Source organism: Chryseobacterium sp. OV279 (assembly GCF_900128945.1).
Classification (GTDB): domain Bacteria; phylum Bacteroidota; class Bacteroidia; order Flavobacteriales; family Weeksellaceae; genus Chryseobacterium.
Window position 1 is genome coordinate 503,597 of record NZ_FQUD01000001.1, and the last position, 19,902, is coordinate 523,498.

The following is a 19,902-nucleotide window of genomic DNA, read 5'->3' on the forward strand; positions in this document are numbered from 1 at the left end:
ATTGTTGTACAAAGATAAACATTTAAATTAGCACTGTGAAAAAATTGATTTCTGTTGTAGGCCCCACCGGAATAGGTAAAACGAGACTGGCCATTGATCTGGCCAACCATTTCAATACGGAAATTGTTTCCTGCGATTCCCGTCAGTTTTTTAAAGAAATGAAAATCGGTACTGCATCACCTTCGGAAGAAGAACTGGCGCAGGCACCTCATCATTTTATTGGGAATCTTTCGGTTCGGGACTATTATTCTATCGGGCAGTATGAGGAAGATGCTTTAAAAAAACTTAATGAACTTTTTGTCAATCATGACACCGTCATTTTGGTAGGTGGAAGCATGATGTATGAAAAAGCAGTGATTGAGGGGTTGAATGATCTGCCGGAAGCGGATGAAAACAATCAGAAAAAACTTCAGGACATACTGGATACGGAAGGAATCGAAAAACTTCAGCAGATTCTTAAAGAGCTCGATCCCGAGTATTTTGAAGTGGTAGATTTTCACAATCACCGAAGACTTTTACGCGCTATTGACGTGATCTGGCAGACGGATAAAAAATATTCCGAACAGATTGCTGTCTCCCAGGATTCCAGAGATTTCAATGTGATCCGTATCGGAATTGAAGCTCCGAGAGAAGATCTGTATGACAGGATCAACAGAAGGGTAGATATCATGATGGAGAAAGGACTTTTGGCTGAGGCAGAAAGTTTGGAGGAATTTAAAGATCTTACCGCCTTGAAAACAGTAGGGTATTCTGAACTTTTCAAATATTTTGATGGAGAATGGGACCTTGACTTTGCCGTTTCCGAGATCAAAAAAAACAGCCGCAGATATGCAAAACGCCAGCTGACATGGTACAGAAAAGCGGATGATATTCACTATCTGTCATTGGGATATTCACAGGAAGATTTTGATCGTTTAATTGAATTTATTTCCATCTCAAATCAATAGAAAATTCATTCTATTTTAAAAATAATATCTATTTATAAAAAGTTTTATCGTTTTTTTTTATTTAAATTGGGCTTGAAAATAGGACGATTTCCAAACACAGTTTAAATCAATTGAATTATGAAAAAACTAATTATATCGGGTTTGATACCTCTGATGATCTTCACAAGCTGTGAAAGAGCTTCCAGCCAGGAAATCCAAAACGAGAATATTAAAAATAATGTTCAGAATACTGAAAACCCATTAGGCATTCCTCTCCCTTCAGAAATCAGCAGTACAGAGACGGTATGCATTCTGCTGCGTCATGCAGAAAAAGAAAATGTAGGAACAGATCCTGATCTTACCAGTGCCGGTAAACTGAGAGCAGAAGAATTGAAACGTTTACTGGGAAATGTTCATATAGATAATATTTATACTACAGCATACAATCGTACACGCCAAACAGCCATTCCACTGGCAGAGAGTAAAGGAATTGTTATTAAGGAATATGCGCCGGCTGCTACTTTTGCTGCCACTCAATTATTTATAAACAATATTCTTGCACAAAATCAGGGAAAAGTTGTTGTCATTGTCGGCCATTCCAATACAGTTCCTGAAATGGTAAAAGTGTTGAGTAATAATACGTTGAATGTGACCATCAGTGAGACACAGTTTGATAATGTATTTATTACGAAAAACTCTGCAGCAGCGGGATCAGTGTTTGCGGTTCAAAAAAAGTTTGGACAAAGTACACCATAAAACCTGAACTCTATTAAAAAAAATGCGGTCCCTGAAAAGAGACCGCACTAAAAACAATATAATTAAATTTACTACTTCCAACCGCCGCCAAGCGCTCTGTAAAGATCTACAATGCTGCTCAGTCTCTGTCTTTTTACGGACGCAAGATTCAGTTCAGCCTGCAGAGAATTTCCCTGAGCTGTAATCACTTCTAAGTAATTGGCCATACCGCCTTTGTAAAGCATTTCTGCACTTTTTATTCCGTTTTTCAACGTGGTTACCTGATCTGTTGCTTTCTGTTCCTGAACTTTTAAACTTTCATTAGAAACCAAAGCATCAGAAACTTCGCCTACTGCATTTAAAACAGACTGGCGGAAAGCCAGCACGTTTTTCTCTCTCTGGATTTTAGCTACATTCAGATCCGTTTTCAATTGTCTTTTCTGGAAAATAGGCTGAGTAATTCCTCCCAATACAGATCCGAACAATGAAGCCGGAATCTGGAACCAGTTATCAATTTTAAATGAATTCACACCACCATTAGCTGTGATTTTCAAAGCAGGATACATATTCGCCTGAGCAATTCCTACCATTGAATTGGATTCCAACAAAACCAGTTCCTGCTGACGGACATCCGGACGACGGCTTACCATCGCGGCAGGAAGACCCGTTGAAATAGTCTGTGGCAGAGAAGTATCAGACATTTCAATCGTTCTGTTCACTTTGTTTGGATTTTCACCCACAAGAATACTTAAAGCATTTTCCTGGATGGCAATATTTTGCTCCAACTGAGTGATCAGAAGTTCTGTAGATTGTTTCTGAGCTGTTGCCTGCTGAACCCCTAAAGAAGTCGTATCTCCACTTTGCCACATTTTTTCAGTAATGGAAAGCGTATTGGTGCTTAATTCCAGGTTTGATTTTGCGATCTGAATCTGTTTGTCAAGCATCAATAAATTGTAATATCCTTGTGCAATCGCTGCTACGACCTGTGTCTGAACAGCTTTTGTTGCTTCATAAGTCTGCAGATACTGCATTCTTGAAACTTCCTGCTGGTTTTTAATTTTTCCCCAGATGTCAGCTTCCCATGAAAGGTTGAAGGCTGCATTATAATCCTCAACATGACTCTGACCTAAAAATGAATTTAAGCTTTTTCCGTTCATGCTGTTTTCCGATGGTTTTGAAATTTGCGCTGAAACGGCAAAACCTACATCCGGATACTGAAGATATTTTGCCTGTTTCAGTTTCTCCTGGGATGAAGCTACCTGTTTTAAAGCAATCTGAAGATCATAGTTATTTTTAATTCCTTTTTCAATCAAATCCTGTAAAATAGGATCGCTGAAAAACTGTTTCCATTCCAGGTTGGCAATACTGGCTGTATCAGCAGTAGCGGTGTATTGGAACTTTTCCGGAAGCTGAAGGTCAGGTTCGGTATATGCCAGTTTGGACACACACGACACCGCGCCTAAAGCTAATATAAGGGTTAAGATAAAATTCTTAATTCTTTTCATAGTTTTAAATAGACTTTTAGTTGAATACAAAACTTTGAGCGGTTTTGTAAAGCAAAGAGGTCTTTAGTAGGAGAGTACTCTGCTTTTTTTATGATATTAGTTTGAATAGTTGCTTCTCTATGAAGCTCAAAGTTTTGTATTTCAATATATATTAATGAGCTGTGGTTAGAAGTTCTTCTTCCAATTTCTGTCTTTGAAGTCTTTTATTTTTTCTGCTCGGCATTTTTTCATGCAGATACTGGAAAATCACATACATGACCGGGATGATGAAAATCCCGAATATCACTCCTGTAAGCATTCCTCCTACGGTACTGTACCCGATAGAGTGGTTACCTTTGGCTGAAGCTCCCTGCGTCCATACCAATGGAAGCATCCCCACGATAAAGGCGAAAGAGGTCATCAGGATCGGTCTCAAACGTAGTCTTGAAGCCTGCAGTGCAGATTCGATCAGGCTTTTACCTGCTTTTCTTCTCTGAACGGCAAATTCTACAATCAGGATGGCATTTTTAGCCAATAGCCCGACGAGCATGATTAATCCTACCTGAACATAAATATTATTATCAATTCCGGCTAATCCAGTGAAAGCAAATACTCCGAATATCCCGGTAGGAATGGTAAGAATAATGGCAAACGGTAGGATATAACTTTCATACTGTGCTGCTAACAGGAAGTACACAAACAGGATACTTAAAAGGAAGACAAATACTGTCTGACCGCCCGTTTTGATCTCTTCACGGGTGATTCCCGTCCATTCGTAACCGTAACCTCTTGGAAGCGACTGTTTCGCAACTTCTTCTACCGCTTTGATGGCATCTCCGGTACTGTAACCAGGTTTTGGAGTTCCGTTGATCGTTACTGCGTTGAACAGGTTGTTTCTTGTCACTGTTTCAGGTCCGAAGGTTCTTTTTAAGGTGACCAGTGTTTTCGCCGGAACCATTTCTCCTGATTTATTTTTCACATAAATCCCTTCCAGAGAATTGATATCTGTACGGTAAGGAATATCTGCCTGAGCCATTACTCTGTAGTATTTCCCAAATCTGTTGAAATCTGAAACGAAACTACTTCCGTAATAGATCTGCATCGTCTGCATCAGTTCTGTGATAGAAACTCCCAATTGATTGGCTTTGTCAGCATCTACATCAATTGTATACTGAGGATTTCCTGCGGCATACGTTGTGAAAGCAAAGGCAATCTCCGGACGTTTCATCAGCTCTCCAATGAAGGCCTGAGTCGTTGTTCCCAATTGCTCAAAAGAACTGTTTGTTTTATCCTGAAGCATAAATTCAAACCCGGAAACGTTACCAAATCCCTGTACCGTTGGGAAGTTGAAGAAGAACGCGTTCGCATCTTTCACCTGACTTACTTTTCCTGTCAGAGCAGCTGCGATCTGGTCCGGATCTTTCATCTCGCCACGTTTATCGTAATCTTTAAGTTTAATGAAACCTGCAGAATAGGGAGAAGCATTGGCGTTACTGATAAAGTTCATTCCGTCTGCTACCCAAAGGTGGTTGGTAGCTTTTTCACCATTGATGATCTTATCGATCTGCGCGGTAGCTCTGTGGGTTCTTTCCAGTGAACTTCCCGGAGGCGTGTTAACTGCATAAAGAACGAATCCCTGGTCTTCAGTAGGAATAAATCCTGACGGTGCTTTTTTAATTAAGAAAACACTTGCAGCGGTAATTACTACTAATCCTCCTATCGCAACCCATTTATTTTTAATCAAAAACTTAAGGCTGTAAATATATTTACGGGTCATATTATTAAAGGCCACGTTGAATGCGTTGAAGAATCTTGCTCCAAATCCTTTTTTAAGACCGTGTTCCCCATGTTCTCCCTGAGGATCATTTAAGAACATTGCGCATAAAGCCGGGCTTAATGTTAAGGCATTCACCGCAGAAATCAGGATGGCAATCACAAGAGTAAAGGCAAACTGTCTGTAGAAAACCCCTGCAGGACCCTGCATGAAACCTACCGGAATAAATACGGCACACATCACCAAAGTAATGGAAATAATAGCCCCGGAAATTTCACTCATAGAGTTTGTCGTTGCCTGATCTACCGGCATTCCTGTCTGTTCCATTTTGGAATGGACGGCTTCCACCACAACGATGGCATCATCCACCACAATACCGATGGCGAGTACCAATGCAAACAAGGTAAGCATGTTGATACTGAATCCAAACAGCTGAAGGAAGAAGAAGGTTCCGATAATCGCAACCGGTACCGCAATAGCCGGAATCAATGTTGATCTGAAATCCTGAAGGAAAATATACACGACAAGAAATACCAGGATAAATGCAATCACCAAAGTTTCAACAACCTGATGGATAGAAGCATCCAGGAAATCCTTGGAATTGTACATGATGATCGGCTCAACTCCTTTTGGAAGGGTAGTTTTCATCTGATCAACCTGTTTTTCAATTTCAGTTAAGATTTCATTCGCGTTGGAACCTGCAGTCTGAAGAATCGCAAATCCGGCAACCGGTTTTCCATCTACTCTGTTGGTCGCTGTATACGTATAAGAACCGAATTCTACTCTCGCTACATCTTTTAATCTTAAGAATGATCCGTCATTATTCGCTTTGATGGCGATATTTTCGTAATCTTCATTCTTGCTCAATTTTCCTTTATATTTAAGGATATACTCGTAGGTTTCCTTACTTCCCTGGCCTAAACGTCCCGGAGCAGCTTCAAGATTGTGATCTTTAACTGCCGCAAGTACTTCCTGTGGTGAAAGATTGTTGGCTGCCAGTCTGTCCGGCTTCAGCCATAGTCTCATGGAATAATCTCTCGTTCCGAAAACCTGAGCCTGTGCAACTCCCGGAATACGCTGTATCTGTGGAATTACGTTGATTTTAAGGTAATTCTGTAAGAAAAGTTCATCATATTGTTTCGGATCATCACTGCTCAGTCCCATGAACATAATCATACTGTTCTGAACTTTCTGTGTGGAAATCCCCGCCTGTACCACTTCCTGAGGAAGCTGGCTCATCGCTTTCGATACCCTGTTCTGTACGTTTACTGCAGCATTATCGGCATCAGCTCCCTGTTTGAAATAAACACTCAGGGTCATGGTACCGTCATTACTGGAGTTGGAGGTCATATAGGTCATATTCTCCACTCCGTTCACGGCTTCTTCAATAGGGGTGGCTACCGAACGGGCAACTACCTCAGCATTAGCTCCCGGATAGAAAGCCGTTACCTGAACGCTCGGTGGAGCAATATCGGGGAAGAGGGCAATCGGTAAATTAAAGAGGGACAGCGCCCCCAATAATAGGAGTATTATGGAGATGACCGTTGAAAGTACCGGTCTTTCTATAAATTGTTTTAACATAAGAAGTTTATTTTTTTAAGTCTTCTGTATTCGGAATAGATTACAAAGGTCTGGCTCTCAATAAGCTGTCAGAAGAGATTGCTTTTGGCTTGACAGAAGCACCATCCTTCAACGCTCCGATTCCGGTGTACACGATTTTTTCTCCCGGAGCAACTCCTTCAGAAATAAAGTAATAGTTTTCTGTTTTTCCTGAGACTTTAATCGGCTTGCTGGTTACTTTGTTGTCTTTACCTAAGATATATACGTAGGTCTTGTCCTGAATTTCAAAAGTAGATTCCTGTGGAATGATCAGGGCATTGGAAAGCATCTGAGGCATACGCACTCTTCCTGTATTTCCGGTTCTTAAAGCTCCCTGCGCATTAGGGAAAACGGCACGAACGCTGATGGCTCCTGTAGTTTTATCAAACTGACCGTCTACAATGCTCATTTTTCCTTTTTGTGGGTAAATGCTGTTATCTGCGATCACCAGATCTACCATTGGCATATTCTTCAGCTTTTCATCTAAAGTAGCTCCCGGATATTTCTTCTGAAACGCGATGAAATCCAGTTCGCTTAAAGAGAAGTAAGCATAAATTTCACTGATGTCCGACAGTAATGTCAATGGATTAACATCTGTTCTTGAAATCAGGCTTCCTTTTTTGAAAGGAATTCTTCCGATGTATCCGCTTACCGGTGCTGTGATCGTTGTAAATCCTACATTGATCCTTGCGTTTCCTACTGAAGCTCTGGCCTGTGATGAAGCGGCAACGGCAGCAGCATAATTGGCTTTTGCGGTTTTAAGCTGTACATCGGAAACTACTTTTGCAGCTACCAGCGGCTGAAGTCTGTCAACTTCCACTTTAGCCTTTTCGATATTGGCATTGGCAGCCTGAAGATTGGCCTGCGCCATATTCACCTGCTCGCCATACGCTCTTGAATCTATTTTAAATAATGGCTGTCCGGCTCTTACGTAAGAACCTTCTTCCACATAGATTCTGTCCAGGTATCCGTCTACCTGAGATCTGATCTCTACATTGTTTTTACCTTCCAGTGCGGTAGGAAATTCCTGATATGTTGTCGCTGGAGATGTGATCACGGTGTAAACCGGAAGTTCCGGAGCAGGCGGTGCTGCATTGGAACCTTCTGCTGCTTGGGTACAGTTCTGCAAAAGGATAATACTTGATATAAGTACGATAAACCTTATTTTTCCAGGTATTTTCATTGTGGGTTTAATTTTTTTAATGAAGTGTTAGATTTAAGTAATAGTGTTTTTTAAATTAATTCTGATATATTTCCTAACGGTGTTAATATTAAGTTCAAAAAAAATTTCAGAATTTTTAATAAAGGAGTCAGATCGTCATTTTCATAAGTGCTGTCTGTTTTTTAATGTTGAATGTATGGATAAGTGAGGTGTATTAATTGAGTGTTAATTTATCTAACAGTGTTAAGTGATTGATAAAAGCTGTCCTGAAATTTTGAATTATAGTTTCCATGTTACTTTTTTTAGTTTTTTAACTGAATATTTTACCGAAATTCGATGTTATTTTTCCTAACGGTGTTAATTTTTGGTTCAAAAAAAATTTACAAAGACTTAACGAAAGCTGAAACCGTTTCGTCTAAAGTCGTTTTATTCATCGTAGAAGGAATATCTGTATTTCGCATCATCATAATAGAGATCAAACCGTGCACCGCAGAAAATAAAGCGTGAGACATATGACAGGCATTGTCCGGATTGGATCCGTTCTTTTTAATGATGTTGAAGGTACACTCATAGATCAGGTCCTGGAATGACGAAAATTCTTCTTTCATCTGGCCCTTACCGCTACACTGCATTCCCAAACCGAACATCAGCTGATAGTATTCTTTATTTTTAAAAGCAAAATCCCAGTAAGCATCTACGATGGCCGTAAGCTGCTCTTCCGGAGTTTCAAATTTCTGCTGAGCTTTTAACAGCTCTATATGAAGACAGTGAAAACCATTGATAGAAATTTCATACAAAATGGCTTCTTTGTTTTCAAAATAATCATACACTACAGGAGCACTGTACTCAATGGCATCTGCAATTTTACGCATCGAAAGTGATGCCCAGCCCTCTGTTTTAGCCAAACCGAAAGCCGCCTGCAAAATATTTGCACGTATGGATTCTTTCTCTCTTTGACGACGTTCATGTAGGCCCATGATTTTTTATTTACTAACAGTGTTAGCAAAACTACAAACTTTTAAGTATATCTTCCAAATAATATTTGATAATTAACATAAGTTCATGAGATAACATTTCGGTTTTTATCGTGAAGTAAGGAAGTCAGAAGCTAGAAGAGGGAAGTTATTGAAGTCCAAATATGTGAATACGAGAGGTATGTTATTACTATTTTTTAAACTACTTCAATACATTCAAAAGAAATTGTTCAATATTTACCGTCCAGTAATAACTTCCATCCTCCAGCTTCCGTCTTCCAATCCTTTAATCTGAATTTCTTATCCCGACCTCCGGTTAATTAACATTTAACGCAAGTTTATAAATTACTGAATTGGCTTGTATTAAAAGAAACTTTATCTTTGCTGATAAAGAAAATAAAGGATATGAATACTCCCTCCAATATGCTGGCTTTAGGAACCAAGGCTCCGTTTTTCGAACTTCCGAACCCTTCAAAAACTAATGAGATCCAATCTCTGGAAGATCTGAAAGGTGAGAAAGGAACACTGGTGATCTTTATGTGCAACCACTGTCCGTTTGTTCTTCACGTGATCGACAAGATCAACGAACTGTATGAAGACTATAATGAAAAAGGGATTGAATTCATTGCAATCAATGCCAATAATGTAGAAAAATATCCGGCGGATTCTCCGGAAAAAATGATCGAATTCCAGATCGAAAGGAATTTTGATTTCCCATATCTGTATGACGAAAGCCAGGCCGTAGCCAAAGCTTATGATGCTGCGTGCACACCTGATTTCTATTTCTTCGATGATAAATTAGATCTGATCTACAGAGGACAAATGGATGATTCAAGACCGGGAAACAACAAAGATGTAACCGGAGAAGACCTGATCATCGCTTTCGAAAACCTTTTGTTGGGTGAACCGCAGGAAGAGATTCAGAAGCCAAGCATGGGATGCAATATCAAATGGAAATAATAGGATGAATGGTTGAAAATTTTTAACCGTCATATATATAAGTATAAAGTTGTTCTTTTTTTAAGAGCGGCTTTTTTTATCCTTGGCAAGGTTCAAAACCTTGCCAAGAATAATAGAATTTTTAAAAGCTAGCTTTTAATGTAACCTCTTTTTCAACCTTCAGACCCACATTTACCTTATTGTGCGAGAAATTCTTTATAAACTCAGAAGGCGTTTTTTCCGTATACTTTTTAAACATCCGGTTAAAATAAGTCACATTGTTAAATCCACAGCTGTAACTGCATTCTGAAATACTCTTATCCTGAGCCATCAGTAGGCATGCTTTATTGATACGGTAACGGTTCACAAATTCCGTAAAAGTGATCTGCGTCGCTTTTTTGAAAAAGTTGCAAAAAGCTGGCAGGGTAAGATTGGCTAGTTTGGCTACATCTTCGATATTGATTTCCTTATCATAATGATGTTCTACGTAGGTAAAGATATTTTCCAGTCTCGTTTTATTTTTAGAGATAATTGTGTAGGGCATAATCTCCTTGTTCAAAAGATCATAATCCTTACATTTTGAAAGTTCAAACAAAATCTCAAGCAGCAGCAGATACCTTTTGTAGCCTTCAGATTCCAGCATGAGTTTCAGTTTGGGAAGCATAAGTTTTTTGATCTTATGATGAAAATGAATTCCGTATTTGGAAAGCTCCAGCAGATTTTTGATCGACCGGGCTTCCACTTCCTGCTGAGGAAACTGAAGAATTTCTTCCCTGAACTGAAGAACAATCTCTTCATGCGGATCCGTAGAATTTAATCCAAACCCCGAATGCGGAATATTGGAACCGATCAATACCAGATCTCCATTCGTATAATTGCTTTTGTGATAACCTACGTGGCGGGTTCCGTTCCCGGAAATAACACAAACCAGTTCGATTTCGGGATGGTAGTGGTATTCCCATTTGAACTCGCAGATGGGCGAATTGTTGTGCAGGGTGCGGAAGGAACTCTTTTCACTCGCAATGATTCTTTCAAAACTGACTTTCATCTGATTAATCGTATTTATTCAATAAAAATACTAATTATATTAATATAGTTCAAATATTGATTTATTGTGTTAAATTAATGTTAAGCGAAATGCTTCTATCTTAGCCGACAAGAAATGATCTCCATGAAAAATTTCAATATTAAAGCCGTACTGTTTTTGAACTATTTTGTTTTCGCGATTCTTTTGAATTCCGTGGGAACCGTTATTCTGCAGGTACAGCAAAACTTCGGAATCTCAAAATCTTCAGCCAGTATTCTGGAAGGATTTAAAGATCTCCCGATTGCTATATGTTCATTTATTCTGGCATCATTTCTGCCGAAAATAGGGATTAAAAATTCCATGCTTATCGCTCTTTTTCTGGTTAGCTGCATGTGTTTTGTGATGCCCTTTTCCAATGACTTCTGGTTTTTCAAACTGTTGTTTGCCATTGTGGGAATTTCATTTGCATTAATAAAAATCTCAGTTTTTACTTCTATTGGTCTTGTAACGAACACCGATAAAGAGCATTCAAGCTTTATGGGCTTTCTGGAAGGTTTTTTTATGATTGGAGTTTTGGCGGGAAATGTTCTTTTCAGTCTGTTCATTGATGATCATAATCCGAAATCGACTCAATGGCTGAACGTGTATTGGGTGTTGGGTGCTGTATCTACTTTGTCATTTTTGTTTTTATTCTTTTCAAAATTGAACGAAAGCGAGGCCAGAAGCGAGAAAACCGATTTGCTGGGAGATCTGAAAAACAGTATCAGCTTATTCAGCTATAAAAAAGTATTGTTTTTTCTCCTGTGTGCCTTCTTATTTGTATTGGTAGAACAGAGTTTCCAGACATGGACGCCTACTTTTTATAAAGAAATTTTAAAGCTTCCGACGTCTATGAGTATTCAGGCCGGAGCCGTTTTAGCCGGAGCTTTTGCACTGGGAAGATTTTTATCAGGCTTTTTCTCCAAGAAATTCAGCTGGATTTATGTGGTTTCCTTTTGCGTGATTGGTTTTGCGGTAAGTATTATTCTGGTTCTGCCATTAACTCACAATATTCAGATTGATAAAGGAACGGGTTGGTTCAATGCTCCGCTTGTCGTGTATTTATTTCCTTTGATGGGAGGTTTGCTGGCACCAATTTATCCAAGTATCAATTCTGTGATCCTGGCATCCATTCCAAAATATTTACACAGTGCGATGGCCGGACTGATCGTGGTTTTTTCTGCCATCGGAGGAACGATAGGTTCTATGATTACCGGTTTTGTATTTCAGGAATTCAGCGGACAGCAGGCGTTTTATCTTTCACTGATCCCGCTTTCACTGCTGATCATTTCGGCGATTTTCATGAATAAATTAAAAATAAATCCTAAGAAATAATAATGAATAAACAGCTTTACATAAATGAAATCCAGACTCTTTTTGATGATGTACAGAGAGCAGAGATCTTTGAAGACCAGAAGATGATGACTGATGCCGTTCCGATGTTTCCTGTTTCGGAGATCAATGCGGAATATGAAAAGAAAAAGGGAAGTCAGGGATTTGATCTGAAAGATTTTGTGATGGCGAATTTTGATTTCCTGGGAGCCAAAATTTCTATCCACAGACAAGATCAGTTGCCGATTGAGCAGCATATTGAAAAACTTTGGGATGAACTGACCCGTACGGCTTATGAAGAAAAAGGAACATTACTGAAACTTCCGAAGCCTTATATCGTACCGGGAGGCCGTTTCAATGAATTCTTTTACTGGGACAGCTATTTCATTATGCTTGGGCTGCAGGTTTCGGGAAGAACGGAAATGATGGAGAATATTGTGGAAAACTGTTCTTATTTAATTCAGAATGTAGGATTTGTTCCGAATGCGAGCAGAACCCATTTCCTGAGCCGTTCACAGCCACCGTATTTTTCGCTGATGCTGGATCTTTTATTTGAAACCAATGGTGATGAAAAAATATACACCCAATATCACGATACTTTAGAGAAGGAATATGCTTTCTGGATGAATGGGGAAGAATGGCTGGAGAATGATTCCAGTGTGAAAAGAGTGGTGAAAACGAAGAACGGAGATCTTCTGAACCGTTATTATGATGCAGAAAATGCACCCCGCCCTGAAAGCTATCTGATCGATATTGAAGACGGCGACAATGCAGGCGAAGAATTTTACAGAAATATTAGAAGTGCCTGTGAATCCGGCTGGGATTTTTCCAGCAGATGGTTTGCAGACGGAGAACATATACAGACGATAGAAACACTGAATATTGCAGAAGTGGATCTGAACAGCCTTCTATGGCATTTGGAGAAAACACTGGCCAAATCTTCAGCACTTCTGAATCTGACAGAAAAAGAAAATTATTTTACTCAAAGAGCAGCATTACGCAGACAGATGATCAACACTTACTTTTGGGATGAAAACACTGAATGTTATAAAGATTATCACTTAAAAAAACACAAAAACACACCGTCTGAACATATTGCTGCTCTTTACCCATTATTTTTGGGACTGGCAGACGAGACACAGGCTGAATCTGTTGCTCAGCATATTAAAGATAAATTCCTTTATCAGGGAGGTCTTGTAACGACTACAAAGAAAACCGGTCAGCAGTGGGATCTTCCCAATGCGTGGGCGCCGTATCAGTGGTTAGGTTACAAAGCAATGAAGAATTATGGTTTCGATGAACTGGCTGAGGAAATAAAAAATAACTGGTGTAAGAATGTGGAAAGGGTCTACAGCAACACCGGAAAATTAATGGAAAAATACAACGCGCTAGACACTGAAACCATTGCAGGAGGAGGAGAGTACCCGAATCAGGACGGATTCGGATGGACAAACGGGGTCTATCTCAAATTAAAACAAAACTAACTCTATAAAAATCATTTGCTATGAAAAAAAGATCGATATTTTTAATGGCTGCCACCGCTACGCTGTACTTTAACAATGCGTATGCCCAGGAAACCCCTCAGGATTCCATCAAGACGTCATCCATAGACCAAATCGTTATTACCGGAAACTCCGGCCCGAAAAAGAAAATAGAATCAAGCACCGCTATCTCTACGTTTACGGCAAAAGAGATCCAGAAGCAGAATCCTATCAGTGCAGCCGCTCTTTTACAGAGGGTTCCGGGATTTGCTGTGGAAACTTCAGGTGGTGAGGTGGGAAACAACCTTTTCGCAAGAGGGATTCCTTCTGCAGGAGCTTATGAATTCGTGCAGGTTCAGGAAGACGGACTTCCTGTGTTTGAGGACGGAGCGCTTCAGTTTGCGAATGCGGATAATTTTTTCCGTGTAGATAATACAGTGAGCCGTCTGGAAGCGCTGAGAGGAGGTTCAGGTTCTATCTATGCAAACAATTCTCCCGGAGGACTGATCAACTTTATTTCCAAAGAAGGAAGTAATGATTTTAAAGGAACGGCTAAGCTTGAAACCAGTACTTACGGCCTGATGCGTACAGACATGAATGTAGGCGGTGCTTTGGTAAAGGATAAATTATTCTTTAACGTCGGCGGCTTCTACAGAACAGATAACGGAATCAGAAAGACAGGTTTCAGAGCTAATAATGGCGGACAGATCAGAATGAATCTTAAATATGTCTTTGATAAAGGTTACGCTAAAGTCTATTACAAAAAACTGGACGACAGAAATACCTTCTACCTTCCAATTCCTTTATTACAGGACGGAGACAAACTTAAGGAATTCCCTGGTTTTGATGCCAACTATGGAACTTACAGTTACAGAGGTGTAAGTCAGCTTAATATTCCACAGGCAGGCGGCGGATTTTTTAAGAGAGATCTTGAAAACGGAATTCATCCGAAAGTAGATGTAGTGGGCGCAGAATTTAAATATGATCTTGGAAATAATTTCAGTGTTCTGAACAAGACGAGATATACCAATATCAATATGGAGTACACAGGGATGTTCCCTGCAGGAGCTCCTAAACTGGCTTCCGATTATGCCACTAAACCAGGGAGTGAAGGTGGTTTGGGAATGAGCAATTATCAGTATTCTCTGGTGAGCAATGGGGCTATTGTGAATCCACAGTACATACAGAAATTAGGATTCTGGGCGATTGATAAGCAGATGAATAATTTCGTGAATGATTTACAGTTCAATTATAAATTTGACAAAGGAAGTGTAACGGCAGGTTTTTATAAATCAAACTGGAAATCTCATCAGTACTGGAACTGGAGCAATGTTTTAGCGACTTCTTCTGATAAACCGGAGCTTTTAAATTTGGTGAATCCGTCTATGAGTCCTTCAGCTACAGGATATTCTCAGACTTACAATGGGGTGAAAGACATGTCTTTCCTGATCAGAGATTCACAGATTCAGGGAAGTCTTAATGATGCGTATCTGAATTTTGATTATAATGTTACAGAGGACTTAAGCCTTAATGCAGGAATGCGTTACAGCCGTGATTACTATAAAGGATATGGCGTCAATACAACCACAGCGAATCTGAATAATTCCGGTTTAACGACTGACGGAACCCACAGTTTTGCAACGACTACGGCAGATGATAATATGGCGGTACTGGGTAATAAATATACCTACTGGAACTATGATATCAACAAAGTGTCTTACACATTGGCCGCGAATTATAAGCTTAACAAAGGAAATGCGGTATATGCCCGTTTCTCCCACGGTTTCAGATCTCCAAATGAGGAAGCTTACTACAATAATATGTCAGATCTGAGCGCGATCAAAGCGGTTGATACCAATCAGCTGGAAGTAGGGTACAAATATTATTCACGTACTTTCGATATCGGAATTATTCCTTTCTATTCTACGCTTAAAAACCTTTCATTTACTGATGTATTCTCAGACGGAACTTCAGAAAATAAATTCGCCAACACTACGAATTTCGGGGTAGAAATCGAAGGATACACAAGACTGTTCAATAATATTCTTGAAGTGACTTTCAACGGTACAATTCAAAATCCGAAATACAAAGATTTCGTAGGGAAAAATGCAGACGGAACTACTTTTGACTACGATGGAAACACGGTAAGAAGAATGCCTAAGTTCTATTTCAATATCTCTCCTGCAGTGAACATCACAAAAGAATGGAGAGCTTACGTAAGCATGAACTATTACGGAAAACGTTTCCAGAACGAAGGAAATACGGATGATAATGTTCTGCCTTCATTCACTGAAGTGGGTGCCGGAATGTCTTATCAGTTAGGGAAAATACGTTTTGCAGTAGACGGAACGAATATCTTTAACACGATTGGAATCACAGAAGGAGATCCAAGATCCCAGACTGCAGCCGGAACGAATATCAGAATGGCTAGACCGATCATGGGCGCTGCTGCAAGAGCATCCATCACACTGGATTTTTAAACTTATATTTATTTTCTTCATAAAAAAAACCGTCAGGATATTTTCTGGCGGTTTTGATTTTTTTATGGGAAAGATCCAAGAGGCAAGAGCCAGGAATCAAGATTTTAAATGTCAGAGATAAGACTGAGATTAGAAAATGTCAATGGTGAATTTTGCTTCGCAAGTGAAAGGTCAATTCTTAGATGCATGTTTAGAAATTCACGATCCAAAATTCAAAATTCATGATTATCATGTATTATGTCAATGGTGAATTTTGCTTCGCAAGTGAATGGTGAATTTTAGCAACTCATAAATTTCCGTGATGCGGATTTCGCGGCTCGAACCAGCAACTAGCAACCAGCAACTCTCCAACTCGAATTTACTTAAAAAACGGATTATACTGCTTCTCAAACCCGATCGTCGTAGGATTTCCGTGGCCTGAGAATACTTGCGTTTCGTCGTCCAGAATAAATAATTTATGGGTAATACCGTCGATTAACTGTTCATAGTTTCCTTTGTAAAGGTCGGTTCTTCCGATGCTGCCTTCGAAAAGGACATCGCCGGAGATCATGAACTTCTGGTTGTCATTATGATAGACTACGCTTCCCGGAGAATGTCCCGGAACGTGGTAGATTTTAAATTGTTCTCCATCCAGTTCAAGCACGTCGCCTTCATTGATGTAAGTGATATCTGCTTTTACGGGATCAACAGTAAATCCGAATCTCATTCCGCTTGCCTGAAGCATATCCAGTACATCCTGATCTTCCTGGTGCATGTGAACAGGAACTTTGAAGGTGTCAAAAGCCCATTGAAGTCCTAAAACATGATCGATATGAGCATGGGTCAGAAGAATCTTCTCGATCTTCAGCCCGTTTTCAGAAATAAAGCTTTCTATCGCTTTGGTTTCCTGCTCATTCATATTTCCTGGATCTATTAGCCAGGCGTTTTTATTTTCGTTGTAAACGATATACGTGTTTTCACTGGCAAAATTGACTACGAAGCCCTGAATCTGAAGCATAACTGATTTTTTTTATTTCAAAAATACGATATTATTAAGAAAATCCCGATTTTTCGTTATCTTCGTCATAATGAAAACTTTGCGCATACTTTTACTCTCTTTGGGCGGACTGGTTTTTGGTCAGAATATCCAGAGCATCCAGCTTTTTAATCCGCAGACGAACGACGAAACCCCTGTGATCAAGTTCGGTGAACAACTGGTTTTAAGCTTTGACGACCTTACCAATGCCAGCGAGATCTACAGATACACGATCAAACATTACGACAGAAACTGGAATGATGACAATCTGTTTTTTACAGAAATTGCCAACGGAAGTTTAAACGGGCTTCTGGATCAGTTCCAATATTCTTTCAACACGCTGCAGCCTTATACCCATTATAAGCTTACATTCCCGAATGATAAGATACAGCCGAAGATCTCAGGAAATTTTGAGTTGATTGTTTATAAAGATTCAGCAGACAAACCTCTTTTCAAAAGACGTTTTTATCTGGTGGAAGATGCCGCCACTGTGGCTTTGAATATCTCAAGAATTGCAGATGCTAAAAATCCCAATGTGAACCAAAGGGTAGAAGTAAAAGCTACTTCGAAAGCAGGAGACCTTTCTTCTAATGTCAATTCAATGACGTTGAATGTGATGCAGAACAACAACCCGAATGTGGTCGTTAATGGTTTGAAACCAAGTGCAACCTTAGGAAACCAGCTGCTTTTTCAGCAAATGAATTTGACATTTCCCGGCAATAACGAATTCTATTATTTCGATAACAAGAATATGAATATGGCCGCAGATATGGTGAGAGCGACGGAATTGAAAGACGGGATCAATCAGACGTATCTGCATCCGGTATGGGCTTTCCCTCTAAACTATCAGTATCAGCCTGACGTAAACGGAGCATGGTATTACAGAAGAAATGATTTAGGGCTGGAAAGAAATGCAGAAAGAGAAGGAGATTATTCCTGGGTATATTTTTCTCTTGATTCCGATCCTGTGGATAAGGAAATCTATGTATTGGGAGGTTTTAATAATTTTAAGCCAAGCAAAGAAAACCAGATGCAGTACGATGCAACCAATAAAAAATATGTAGCCAGAATATTTCTGAAACAAGGTTTCTACAACTATATCCTCGCCACAAAAGAAAGCAACGGATCATTAAACTTCGGAGAGGTGAATGGTAATTTCTGGCAAACAGAAAACCTGTATCAGGCATTTTTATATTATGCACCTTTTGGACGTAATTATGACGGACTGATGGGATATGGCGAATTCAGAACTCCGATCGGAAAATAATTTTATATTAAATTTTAAAAAAATATTAGGAGACATTCATTTGGGATGTCTCTTTTTTATTGTATGGATGATTGCGGATTATTTGTTCTTTTTTAACCACAGATTTCACAGATGTGCACAGATGATTATGTTTATTTGTGCAAATCATTTGTGACATTTGTGTTTAAGAATTAATCACCCGTTCAAAATTCTTTGAATTTTTTTAAACTTATGTGTACTTCTATTTTAACCACAGAATACACAGATTTTCACAGATGTTTATGGATATTTATTCAGGATAAAAATATTTGATTTTTTTGGAATTTATGTGAACTTCTTATGCGCAAAATATTTAGACTTCAAATAAACTAAAGTGTCAGAAACTTTTGTGCCTTTTGTGGTTAAATAATTTTTTTTAATCACAGAAGATTGTGTTTATTTGTGCAAATCATTTGTGACATTTGTGTTTAATTAAAAAAAAGGAACTGTATAAACAGCTCCTTATATTTTAAACCAGATAAAAATCATTGAGTTTCTCTTCGCAGAGGATCTTTACTACGTCGATCCAGCGGTCTTCATCATTCAGACAGGGAATGTAATGGAAGTTTTCTCCGCCTCCATGCTGAAACTGTTCCTTACCTTCTACTGAAATTTCTTCCAAAGTTTCCAGACAGTCTGAAACGAAAGCAGGACACACAACGGCCAGATTTTTCACTCCTTTTTTAGGAATCGTTTCTAATGTTTCATCCGTGTAAGGTTCTATCCATTTGTCTTTTCCCAATCTTGACTGGAAAGAAACAATGGTTTTTTCTTTTGGAAGACCCATCTTGGCAATTACGGCTTCTGTCGTTTTATAGCACTGATGTCTGTAGCAATACGCATTGTGAGTATCCACCTGGCTGTTGATACAGTTGGCATCGTCAATTTTACAGGTCTTTGACGGATCTGTTTTGTAAAGATGTCTTTCCGGAACACCATGATAGGAGAACTGTAAAGCATCAAAATTTTCAGGTAGTTTTTCCTTAATACTTTCTGCCAGACAGTTGATATAAATGTCCCTGTTGTAGAAAGGCTGTATGTAATTGATTTTTACTTTAGGAAATTTCTTTTTACGGACTTCCTCTGCTTTTTCAATCACTGTTTCTGTGGTGCTCATCGCATATTGCGGATACAGAGGAAACAGAACAATTTCTGAAACTCCCTGATCCACCAGTTTTTGAATTCCGGCTTCAATACTGGGCTGAGCATATCTCATCCCGATTTCCACAGGAACATCCACTATTTTTTGCAGTTTTTTCTGAATCTTTTCAGTGATGACAACTAAAGGCGAGCCTTCATCTGTCCAGACTGTTTTATAGGCTTCTGCAGATTTTGCAGGTCTTGTTTTAAGAATAACTCCCTGAACCAGCATTGCCCGGAAAATCCAGCGGTAATCAATGACCTTTTCATCCATTAAAAATTCGTCAAGATATTCCTTTACATCATTTACCGCCGTGGATCTTGGCGATCCAAGATTTACTAATAAAATTCCTTTCTTTGAATTTAGGGATTCTTTCTGCAAAACTTTCTTTTTTTAATTATAATTTCAATTGATGGGGTTCAAGATTTGAGAACTAGGATGCAAGAGCCAAGAGTCAAGATTTTATACATGAAATTTTAAAGCGAAAATTTAGAAACCAGCAACTGTCA

At 39.2% G+C, this 19,902-nt stretch carries 14 protein-coding genes; 7 read left to right on the forward strand and 7 right to left on the reverse strand.

All coding sequences use genetic code 11. The annotated features are described in order from the left end of the window. The first annotated feature begins 35 nt into the window (after positions 1-35). On the forward strand, positions 36-947 hold the full coding sequence (miaA, locus tag BUA72_RS02170; RefSeq protein ID WP_072921647.1) for a tRNA (adenosine(37)-N6)-dimethylallyltransferase MiaA: 912 nt from the start codon (positions 36-38) through the stop codon (positions 945-947). 117 nt (positions 948-1,064) lie between these two features. Next, the gene (locus tag BUA72_RS02175; RefSeq protein WP_083544104.1) at positions 1,065-1,682 is read left to right on the forward strand and encodes a SixA phosphatase family protein; all 618 of its coding nucleotides are present in this window, start codon (positions 1,065-1,067) and stop codon (positions 1,680-1,682) included. Between the two features lie 71 nt (positions 1,683-1,753). Here BUA72_RS02175 and BUA72_RS02180 read toward each other — a convergent pair whose 3' ends face one another. The 4 genes from BUA72_RS02180 to BUA72_RS02195 form a co-directional block, all read right to left on the reverse strand. Next, positions 1,754-3,166 carry an efflux transporter outer membrane subunit gene (locus tag BUA72_RS02180; RefSeq protein ID WP_072921649.1) on the reverse strand — a complete coding sequence of 471 codons (1,413 nt, stop codon included), beginning with the start codon at positions 3,164-3,166 and terminating at the stop codon, positions 1,754-1,756. 151 nt (positions 3,167-3,317) lie between these two features. After that, complete coding sequence (locus tag BUA72_RS02185) at positions 3,318-6,500, reverse strand: efflux RND transporter permease subunit (RefSeq protein WP_072921650.1); 3,183 nt, start codon at positions 6,498-6,500, stop codon at positions 3,318-3,320. A 40-nt stretch (positions 6,501-6,540) separates the two neighbouring features. Then, positions 6,541-7,701 carry an efflux RND transporter periplasmic adaptor subunit gene (locus tag BUA72_RS02190; protein ID WP_034723705.1) on the reverse strand — a complete coding sequence of 387 codons (1,161 nt, stop codon included), beginning with the start codon at positions 7,699-7,701 and terminating at the stop codon, positions 6,541-6,543. Positions 7,702-8,060: 359 nt separating this feature from the next. Next, complete coding sequence (locus BUA72_RS02195; RefSeq protein WP_034723706.1) at positions 8,061-8,657, reverse strand: TetR/AcrR family transcriptional regulator; 597 nt, start codon at positions 8,655-8,657, stop codon at positions 8,061-8,063. A gap of 402 nt (positions 8,658-9,059) precedes the next feature. On the opposite strand from BUA72_RS02195, the gene BUA72_RS02200 reads away from it, so the two are divergent. Next, positions 9,060-9,614: a thioredoxin family protein gene (locus BUA72_RS02200; RefSeq protein ID WP_047452112.1), complete on the forward strand. Its 555-nt coding sequence runs from the start codon at positions 9,060-9,062 to the stop codon at positions 9,612-9,614. Between the two features lie 121 nt (positions 9,615-9,735). Here BUA72_RS02200 and BUA72_RS02205 read toward each other — a convergent pair whose 3' ends face one another. Next, on the reverse strand, positions 9,736-10,641 hold the full coding sequence (locus BUA72_RS02205) for an AraC family transcriptional regulator (RefSeq protein ID WP_072921651.1): 906 nt from the start codon (positions 10,639-10,641) through the stop codon (positions 9,736-9,738). Between the two features lie 123 nt (positions 10,642-10,764). Between BUA72_RS02205 and BUA72_RS02210 the strand changes: the two genes are divergently transcribed. From BUA72_RS02210 to BUA72_RS02220, 3 genes are read left to right on the forward strand one after another with little or no spacing between them, the layout of a single operon-like run. Beyond that, positions 10,765-11,994, forward strand: a complete 1,230-nt coding sequence (locus BUA72_RS02210; RefSeq protein ID WP_072921652.1) for an MFS transporter — start codon at positions 10,765-10,767, stop codon at positions 11,992-11,994. A gap of 2 nt (positions 11,995-11,996) precedes the next feature. After that, the gene (locus BUA72_RS02215; RefSeq protein WP_072921653.1) at positions 11,997-13,475 is read left to right on the forward strand and encodes a trehalase family glycosidase; all 1,479 of its coding nucleotides are present in this window, start codon (positions 11,997-11,999) and stop codon (positions 13,473-13,475) included. Positions 13,476-13,495: 20 nt separating this feature from the next. Continuing rightward, a complete protein-coding gene (locus tag BUA72_RS02220) occupies positions 13,496-15,952 on the forward strand; it encodes a TonB-dependent receptor (RefSeq protein WP_072921654.1) in 2,457 nt (818 codons plus the stop codon). A gap of 358 nt (positions 15,953-16,310) precedes the next feature. On the opposite strand, the gene BUA72_RS02225 is transcribed toward BUA72_RS02220, so the two are convergent. Then, positions 16,311-16,949, reverse strand: coding sequence for an MBL fold metallo-hydrolase (locus BUA72_RS02225; RefSeq protein WP_072921655.1), 639 nt, complete (start codon positions 16,947-16,949; stop codon positions 16,311-16,313). Between the two features lie 70 nt (positions 16,950-17,019). Between BUA72_RS02225 and BUA72_RS02230 the strand changes: the two genes are divergently transcribed. Continuing rightward, complete coding sequence (locus BUA72_RS02230) at positions 17,020-18,234, forward strand: type IX secretion system plug protein (protein ID WP_072921656.1); 1,215 nt, start codon at positions 17,020-17,022, stop codon at positions 18,232-18,234. A gap of 487 nt (positions 18,235-18,721) precedes the next feature. Here BUA72_RS02230 and hemH read toward each other — a convergent pair whose 3' ends face one another. Next, positions 18,722-19,774, reverse strand: coding sequence for a ferrochelatase (hemH, locus tag BUA72_RS02235; protein WP_047452098.1), 1,053 nt, complete (start codon positions 19,772-19,774; stop codon positions 18,722-18,724). Positions 19,775-19,902: the final 128 nt, after the last annotated feature.